Below are 9246 nucleotides of genomic sequence, written 5' to 3'. Positions count from 1 at the left end.
CGTCTAAAGGGAAAAACGTGTTTATATTCTCTTTGTTTAGTTCCGAGTCTGCTAACCTCCATCGTTGCATCATTTTTTCTTGCTCTTCAAAATTATTCACATGATATCCTATTTATTTTAATTTTTAATGCTAGTTGGGTTAATGATTAGAAACATAAAAGGAATAACAGTGAAAGCCAATATATCCTTAATGGATTTATCACTAAAAATAAGCCACTATACTCTTTCCTAACAATACTCATTCCAAAGTTGTCCCAAAAGACTTTACCAAACTGGCTGTTTGTCAGGGAATGTGTCATCCCTTCATCAAGAATAGCCACCAGCTGATGGTGGCTGGTATACGCTTCCCTGATAACACCAGTCACTCGCTATCGTTCCTCTTAGTGCACGGTAAAACGCTCCCTGAGTCGTTATCGGTACAATCTGATATGAATGTGAGCCTAGAGGTCGATAACCGCCTACTGCGTTACCACCCGATGCTGGAGGGTATTTTACTCAGCGAGTGTATGCGGCTTGGACAACGTTCGTTTGCCAACAAACTGATTAGCCTATTTAACCAGTTCAATAACCCTGAGCTACGTCCCACACTAATGTGGCTGTGCTAGTATGATTTAATGCTGGGTTTTACGTTATATAATTGGCTGAATACCTTGAAAATGGAAACTGAAGAGCAGCTGGTGGAATGGATAATTGGCAAGCAAATGGAGAACTGGGGGGCTGGAGAGGATAATGGATGATTATGTGTTGCTTGGATGTTAAAAAAATAGACGACTCCCTTGGGTAAAATGAACTCTAAATAGTTAATGCGGTACAACTATCTGAATAATAGTGGTAAAGAATCAACAACCAGTTATTACAATGAGTATAACCTGTGCCATAACGTGAATATTGCTTGCCATGAGGTATATACAAAAAAATCATTATAACCGTAGGAAAGAACCTGCCAGCCTATCTAGATAATGGAATACACTAAAGTTAAGCTAAATTACTTTTCCCAAACTGATTATCACACATACCCTTCATTAAATTGATCATTATTTCATATTTTAAAGGCTATTTTCATATATTGATGGTTTTTTTCATTTGATGTATTGTATACCCATACCTAGGCAATCAGATGAATCAAACATATGCAATATACATTAGAATTATTAAAGGTTATTGAGGGGGCACTAAGCAATAACTTGACGCAAGTCACTGCTTATTCAGAACTTCTTGCATCGAAATTAGAGAAAGAGGGAGATGACAGGTCAGCTAAAAGTATCAGAAAGAAGCTAAATAACTTAGGTGCTCAATACTCCACTGCTGGGCTAAACGGGCAGTTAGAACCGATTGTTCCAGTAGATAAAGATAGTCGTCTAACTTTAGGTGATGTATTGTATCCAACTTTAGATGATGCACGTATTCTATTACCTACATCAATACAAGAAAGTGTTGATGAATTTTTATCTTTCATTAGCAAAGCTCATTTATTAACTGAAGCTGGCGTTGGTATATCCCCATCAATGATGTTATATGGGCCTCCTGGATGTGGAAAAACACAGTTAGCTCATCATATCGCAGCAAAGCTTGAGCTCCCTCTAATCACAGCCCGATGTGATACCCTGATATCTTCATTTTTGGGATCTACAGCTAAAAATATACGTAGTCTGTTTGATCATGCAGCAAGCAGACCTTGTGTCTTATTTTTAGATGAATTTGATGCTTTTGCTAAGGCAAGAGATGACCAACACGAATTGGGCGAACTCAAACGTGTTGTCGTTAGCTTATTACAAAATATAGATGCCCTACCTGAAAATACTATTCTTCTCGCAGCAACTAACCATCAAGGGCTACTTGATCCTGCAGTATGGCGACGGTTTGCATATAGATTAAAAATAACACTTCCAAACAAAGAACTTAGATGTAGCTTGATAGAGCAATTTTTAGGAGATTTCTGTCCAAAAAATGTAAAAAGAGTTGCAGATGCTACGGAAGGGATGAGTGGTGCAACCATACAACAGTCCTGCAAAACGGCTATTAGAAATGCAATTCTTTTAGGGCAAAAACAAATTGATATCGACAAATTAATCATTGGGTTAGCTATGGAGCAATATCAAGATATTTTGAACCACTCAGATCTTAGTGATGAAGATAAAATTATTAAGCTCAGAATGCTCAATAACAAAATTTTTACCATTGAGCGACTGTCCGTAATTTTTGGCTTATCAACTGGCAAAATTTCAACTTTAACCTCAAATAAGGATTCTAATTAATCATGGAAAAACAAAATAACCCAGTCCAGATTGTTCGAGTCAGTAATAGTGATCACAAAAAGATTAACTATGAGGGTTTTGGACCACAAACAATATTTGGAGATGGTGCAACTCGAGAGGTAAGAGTACGCCTTGCCGAGCAAACTGATGAGTCTATAAATTATTTTACCGAACAGTTTCAGAATTGGCCTGGTTTAGCTGGAGTAGTAAAAGTTACTCTTAAAGAAGAGGCTCTGGCTAAAAGCCATCGCCCTTTAGGACTATTTACTTCACGAACATGTCCGATCGTCGGCTCTTTGGATTTTGGCGAATTACTTATCAGTGCGACCAAGGAAGGTCTTAATAATTTGAAATCTAGATTACTCAATGGAGAAAGTAAAAAAATAATAGCTAATATATCCGCCATTGAGAAAATAGAACCATATTCTTCAGATGACCGTTTAAGTAATCATGATTTAAATTATATCTTTTCTGCTATAACGAAAGGACAAAAATTAAAAGTCAGGTTATTTGACCACCAGAATGATGATAAAAATAACACTCTAAGATCTGCATTTGATAAATTTGCTGATGAAAATAATATTCAGCTAAAGCAACTGAGTTATGGTAGCAATCACGATCTTATTTCGATAACAACCGAAAACAAAGATACAGTAAAAAATTTGTCAAGGTTTATAGGATTACGTTCTATTTCGACTATACCTGAATTCAAAATAAGTGATATGCATTTACAGACTACTTCAATAGGAGTAGCTAACGAACAGTTATTCCCAGCTCCACAAGAAGATATTGACTATCCCATTGTGGGCATTATTGACTCCGGCATTTGCCCTAATAGTTCACTAATTTCTCCATGGATAATTGCGCGAGAAAGCTATGTTCCAAATGGTTTTGAGGATTATAGTCATGGGACAATGGTAGCGTCATTAATTGTAAATAGTCAGAGTTTAAACCATCAAGACACACGATTCCCTAGTACACACGCCAGAATTGTTGATGTAAACGTATTCCCTAAAGGTGGAACGACAACTGAGGACGAATTAGTTGCTATTATTCAAGATATTGTCCCTAAATATCCTCAGGTTAAAGTTTGGAATCTTTCTTTAGGTGGTAATGACCCTGTCCATAACACCGATTTCTCGGATTTTGCTCATTTTTTGGATGAAATGCATGATAAGTATGGATGTTTGTTTGTTGTTGCTGCTGGTAATCAAAATAACCATGAGCAATGGCCAACAACAAGCGCCCATGCTAGTATCAATCGAATTTCCTCACCAGGGGACTCCATCAGAGCTTTGACAGTCGGTAGTTTAGCACATAAAGAATCACCATTAGCTTTGAGTCGTATTGATGAAGCATCGCCATTCTCCCGTATTGGCCCTGGCCCCAGTTGTATTCCGAAACCCGAGATTACTCATTATGGGGGCAATGTTACAGCTAAAGGTACATTTGCCCAGATAGGTATATTGTCATTGGGACCAAATAATACTCTTTGCGAAACTGTTGGAACAAGTTTTGCAACTCCAATCGCAGCGAGTATCGCTGCTCATCTGCATCATTTTTTGTCTCAAGGAGGAAAAACTGAAGTTCCAACCGAACGCATTAAAGCATTGATGGTTCATTCCAGCTTATTAGGTGGGAAGGTTACAACGGGTACTATTAATTATAAAGGATTTGGGCGACCAGGAGATATTATTGACCATTTATATTGCGACCCAAATTGTATGACAATGATTTTTGAAACCGATGTTCGTCATGGTGGTTTTGAATTTGAAAGATTTCCTTTTCCAATTCCAGATTGCTTGAATACAGATGATGGAAAATATAAAGGAGAGATAATAATGACATTAGTTTATTCTCCAGAAATAGATAAAAATTATTCATCTGAATATTGCCGAACTAACGTCGATGTTGGTATGGGAAGTTACAATCCTGATGAGAAAGGCATACGTAGATTTAATTCTATGATTCCAGCAGCACCAAAGGATGTTAAGGATCTATATGAAAAATCTCGAGTTGAAAATGGTTTCAAGTGGTCACCTGTAAAGGCATACCACAAAATCTCCTCTAGAGGAATTAATGTAGGTGATTGGCGGCTTAAACTTAGTGTTTTGCGAAGGGCTGAAATGGCAATACCGGAAGCCCCACAACGAGCAACTCTTGTTCTAAGTTTAAGAGGTCTAGAACCTAATCAACCCGTTTATAATGAAACCATCCAAAAAATTAATCAACTGGGATGGGTCACTGTTGATATTGACCAACATATCCGAATTCAAGCGTAATTATATATTTATAAATAAGGTGATCACTCTGCTGACATTGAGGGCTACACGGTCACCTTGCTTGTTAATAAACCATATCCTTAGTAATAATGTTCTAGGTAATTCGATATTTTCAGCTGTCATTCTTTGACTGTACTTGCAGCATCACGTTAGCTGCAACAGTATCTGTATAAGCGTAATACCATATGCATATTTACTATTTACGCTCAAAATATAGCATAACAAAAGTGGTTCTCAAATTAGACATCTACACACCTAGAAGCCAAAACATCCAAATATCACTTAAAATTCACACTAACCACATTATCCAAACTCCCTTCCAACTCATCCATGTAATCCGCATACCACTGCATCATTTCCCTTCGCCCATCCATATACTGAGCATGATTATACGTACCACGGATCCCATTCTTATCGATATGCGCGAGCTGGGTTTCAATCCATGCTGAATTAAATCCTTTCTCATGCAAGATCGTGCTCATCGTGTGGCGGAAGCCATGCCCTGTTAGTCTTCCTTTATACCCCAACAACTCAATAACCTGATTTACGCTTTCCTTACTGATCGGTTTTCTATGGTCATTACGGCCTATAAACACAAGCTCATAATGCCCTGACAGTGGTTTGAGTGAATTAAACAGCTCGATCACCTGTTTAGATAGTGGCACTACATGTGGTCGCTTCATTTTCATCACTTCAGCCGGAATTTCCCAAATTCCTTTTTCTAGATCAATATCCTGCCAACGCGCAAAGCGGAGCTCTTGTGTGCGTACAGCTGTCAGCAGAATAATTTTAGTTGCCGTTTTGGTGATCACACTACCTGTATACCCTGCTAAATCCTTTAGAAAATAAGGTAACTCTTCAGCGGTTAAAAATGGAAAGTGTTGTTTCTTTGGTGGAGTTAAAGCAGAAGCCAGATCAGGGGCTGGGTTATATTCCGCTCGACCGGTAATAATTGCATAGCGAAAGACCTCCCCGCAACGCTGGCGGACTTTGCGCATCTTCTCTAAGGCTCCGCGCTTCTCCATCTTACGCAAAGTTTCAAGTAGCTCTAAGGGCTTAATCTCTGCTATCGGACGCTTACCAATGTAAGGAAAGATATCCTTTTCAAAGGTATCAATAATTTCATCACGGTAACGTAGTGACCAGCGATCCGCTTTAGAGGTGTGCCACTCACGAGCTACTGCTTCAAAAGTACTTTCAGAAGCTAAGTGCTTTTCTAATCGCGCTAATTGCTTTTGTTCACTTGGATCTTTATTTTGAGCCAACAATTTTTTCGCATCATCACGCTGGTTTCTTGCTTCCGCTAATGTCACTTTCGGGTAAACACCAATAGAAAGCATTTTTTCTTTGCCTGCGAAGCGGTACTTCATTCTCCAATATTTAGAACCATTGCGATTAACGATCAGATATAACCCACCTGAATCAGAAAGTTTGTAGGGCTTATCTAGCGGCTTTGCCGTTTTTATTTTTATATCACTCAGAGCCATAACAAAACCTCCGTAAGCCCTATCTGTTACAAAGAAAATGAGAATTTGGGGGTGCAAGATATACCATACCTAAATGCACCCCCGATTAACACCCCCAACTAGGGGTTGATGTGGAGTAACCCCAGTTGAACTGAGTTGACTATGAATTACTTTTATAAGTTGAATTTAAAGGATTTAATTGAATTCAGTGGAGGTGTATTGAACTTGAGTGGCGGAAGATCACAGGAGTCGAACCTGCCCGGGACTGCTGGCAGCCCCAACTGGATTTGAAATCCAGCCGCCTCACCGGAGACGACGATCTTCCTTATCTGTAGAGGCTTGATTATAGCCCGAATACTCTATTTTCCAAAGCCTATGAAATCAAATAGTCACATTTATTGATAAAGATTAAGCACAAAAAACGTTATCTTGTATTGAGGTTTTCATTTCCGCCCCCATATAATTTTACATATTCACAGTGGCGTGCTGCTTTTGTTAAGTTGAGGGTCAGCCGTTTAACTTATTGTCAATACAGTAAGCCTTGGCCTACGAGCGCAAGCCTGCTATCACAGGATGTTTATATGACAAACCCATTATTAACCGATTCTGTACTACCTCATTTTACTAAAATTGAACCTGATCACGTCTTTCCTGCGGTTCAACAAGTCCTGACTGAATATCGTCAAACTGTCGAAAATATCCTGTCAGCCACTCATCAATATACTTGGGATAACCTATGCCAACCGCTTGAAGAAGCAAGCGATAAACTATCCCGTGTATGGTCACCCGTTGGGCACCTTCATTCCGTCAAAAATAGCCCAGAACTGCGTGAAGCTTATGAAAAATGCCTACCATTACTCTCTGAATTCAGCACTTGGATGGGCCAACATGAACCTCTCTATCTGGCGTATAAATCCCTAAAAGATAGTGCACAATTTGCTTCACTCAGCCAATCCCAGAAAAAATCGATTGAAAATACGCTGCGCGACTTCGAATTGTCAGGCATTGGTCTACCACCTGAAAAACAACAGCGCTACGGTGAAATTGTTGCCCGTTTGTCAGAAATCGCCTCTAAATTCAGCAACAATGTCCTTGATGCGACAATGGGCTGGACCAAATTAATTAAAGATGAAAGCGAACTGGCTGGTATGCCTGAAAGCGCTATCGCGGCAGCAAAAGCAATGGCTGAATCCAAAGGTGAAGAAGGCTATTTACTCACTCTGGATATGCCAAGTTACTTACCTGTAATGACTTATGCAGATAACGCTGAGCTACGCCGCGAGATGAGTTATGCCTATAGCACTCGTGCTTCCGATCAGGGTCCGAATGCAGGCAAATGGGATAACAGTGAACTTATCGATGAATTGATGGCACTGCGTCATGAACTCGCTCAATTGCTTGGTTTTAAAAACTTTGCTGAAAAGTCACTCGCAACAAAAATGGCTGAATCGCCAGAGCAAGTATTAGACTTCTTAACCAATTTAGCTGAACGAGCTCATCAACAAGGTAAGGATGAATTAGCGGAACTCACCGCATTTGCGAAAGAACATTATGGCGTCGATAAGCTCGAATCTTGGGATATTGCTTATTACAGCGAAAAACAGAAGCAGCACAAATTCTCACTGAGTGATGAGCAACTGCGCCCTTACTTCCCAGAGCAACGTGTTATTGAAGGTCTGTTTGAAGTCGTTCATCGTATTTATGGTTTAACAGCCAAAGAGCGCAAAGATGTTGAAACATGGCACCCCGATGTGCGTTTCTTTGAGCTATATGATGACACCAACACATTGCGCGGTAGCTTCTACCTTGACCTATACGCGCGTGAGCACAAACGTGGCGGTGCGTGGATGGATGATTGTGCAGGTAGAATGGTTCATAAAGATGGCTCGCTACAAAACCCTGTCGCTTATCTGACTTGTAACTTCAACAAACCACTTGGTGATAAACCCGCTTTATTCACTCATGATGAAGTGATCACCCTATTCCACGAATTTGGTCATGGCCTGCACCATATGCTGACAAAAATCGATGTCGCCGATGTTGCGGGTATCAATGGTGTACCTTGGGATGCCGTTGAATTACCAAGCCAATTTATGGAAAACTGGTGCTGGGAGCCTGAGGCGCTTGAGTTTATCTCTGGACACTATGAAACGGGTGAGCCATTACCACGCGCAATGCTTGATAGCATGTTGGCAGCGAAAAACTACCAATCTGCCATGTTTGTTCTGCGTCAGTTGGAGTTTGGTTTATTTGATTTCCGCTTACATGCTGAATATGACCCAGCGAAAGGCGCGCAAGTCATGCCAACCTTATATGCGGTAAAAGAAAAAGTAGCCGTTGTTCCATCACCTGAATGGAGCCGTTTCCCACATGCCTTCAGCCATATCTTTGCGGGTGGTTATGCTGCGGGGTATTACAGCTATTTATGGGCAGATGTACTTGCGGCAGACGCCTATTCACGCTTTGCGGAAGAAGGTATTTTTAACCGCGAAACTGGGCGATCATTCCTCGACAATATCCTCAGTCGTGGTGGTTCAGAAGAGCCAATGGTACTGTTTGAACGTTTCCGTGGCCGTAAGCCTGAGCTGGATGCAATGTTGAAGAGCTATGGTATCAATGGCTGATCACATCAAGATCCAATTGATCTGTGAAGAGGGGGCCGATCAAGGCACCCTATCTCAACTTGCTGAAAAATGGAATCTTATCCATTGTCATGATGCCATTATGGCGCTGGTTCTGACACCTGAGAATTTGCAATTACGTAAAATGGATGAACCAAAACTAGGGGGTATTTTTGTCGATTTTGTTTCAGGGGCAATGGCGCACCGACGTAAATTTGGTGGCGGCCGTGGTGAAGCCGTTGCCAAAGCTGTTGGGATCAAAAAAGATTATTTACCCGATGTAATTGATGCGACTGCTGGTCTTGGGCGTGATGCTTTTGTGTTAGCGGCGCTAGGTTGTCAGGTACGTATGTTTGAACGTCATCCTGTTGTTGCCGCGCTGTTAGATGATGGACTACAACGTGGTTATCAAGATAGCGAAATTGGCGAGTGGCTAAAACAACGTATGTCGTTAATCCATGCCTCGAGTATTACTGCATTAGCCAATATCACAACACCCCCTGATGTTATTTATCTCGACCCGATGTATCCACACCGCCAAAAAAGTGCATTAGTCAAAAAAGAGATGCGTGTTTTTCAATCATTGGTAGGGGCTGATGATGATGCCGATTCTTTATTGGCA

6 protein-coding genes and 1 tRNA gene are annotated in these 9246 nt (G+C 40.5%); 5 read left to right on the top strand and 2 right to left on the bottom strand.

What is annotated here, in order from left to right:
* The first annotated feature begins 326 nt into the window (after positions 1 to 326).
* The 3 genes from PR675_RS20200 (at position 327) to iteS (ending at position 4537) form a co-directional block, all read left to right on the top strand.
* The gene (locus PR675_RS20200; protein ID WP_239686483.1) at positions 327 to 605 is read left to right on the top strand and encodes a hypothetical protein; all 279 of its coding nucleotides are present in this window, start codon (positions 327 to 329) and stop codon (positions 603 to 605) included.
* A 525-nt stretch (positions 606 to 1130) separates the two neighbouring features.
* Entirely contained in the window at positions 1131 to 2255 is a 1125-nt protein-coding gene (locus PR675_RS20195) for an AAA family ATPase (protein WP_060561517.1), read from the top strand.
* Between the two features lie 2 nt (positions 2256 to 2257).
* Positions 2258 to 4537 carry a S8 family anti-phage peptidase IteS gene (gene iteS / locus PR675_RS20190; protein ID WP_060561516.1) on the top strand — a complete coding sequence of 760 codons (2280 nt, stop codon included), beginning with the start codon at positions 2258 to 2260 and terminating at the stop codon, positions 4535 to 4537.
* A 278-nt stretch (positions 4538 to 4815) separates the two neighbouring features.
* Here iteS and PR675_RS20185 read toward each other — a convergent pair whose 3' ends face one another.
* Both PR675_RS20185 and PR675_RS20180 read right to left on the bottom strand, forming a co-directional pair.
* On the bottom strand, positions 4816 to 6024 hold the full coding sequence (locus PR675_RS20185) for a tyrosine-type recombinase/integrase (protein WP_060561515.1): 1209 nt from the start codon (positions 6022 to 6024) through the stop codon (positions 4816 to 4818).
* Positions 6025 to 6233: 209 nt separating this feature from the next.
* A tRNA-Sec gene (locus tag PR675_RS20180) sits at positions 6234 to 6328 on the bottom strand.
* A 256-nt stretch (positions 6329 to 6584) separates the two neighbouring features.
* On the opposite strand from PR675_RS20180, the gene prlC reads away from it, so the two are divergent.
* Both prlC and PR675_RS20170 read left to right on the top strand, forming a co-directional pair.
* The gene (gene prlC, locus PR675_RS20175; RefSeq protein WP_014657108.1) at positions 6585 to 8627 is read left to right on the top strand and encodes an oligopeptidase A; all 2043 of its coding nucleotides are present in this window, start codon (positions 6585 to 6587) and stop codon (positions 8625 to 8627) included.
* On the top strand, positions 8620 to 9246 hold a 627-nt coding region (locus tag PR675_RS20170), incomplete at its 3' end, for a class I SAM-dependent methyltransferase (protein WP_272582954.1). The genes prlC and PR675_RS20170, both read left to right, overlap by 8 nt.

It is taken from the genome of Providencia sp. PROV261 (assembly GCF_028477945.1).
Taxonomy (GTDB): Bacteria; Pseudomonadota; Gammaproteobacteria; order Enterobacterales; family Enterobacteriaceae; genus Providencia; species Providencia stuartii.
The sequence above is the reverse complement of the archived record's forward strand: the minus strand, read 5'-3'. Positions and strand labels throughout refer to the sequence as shown.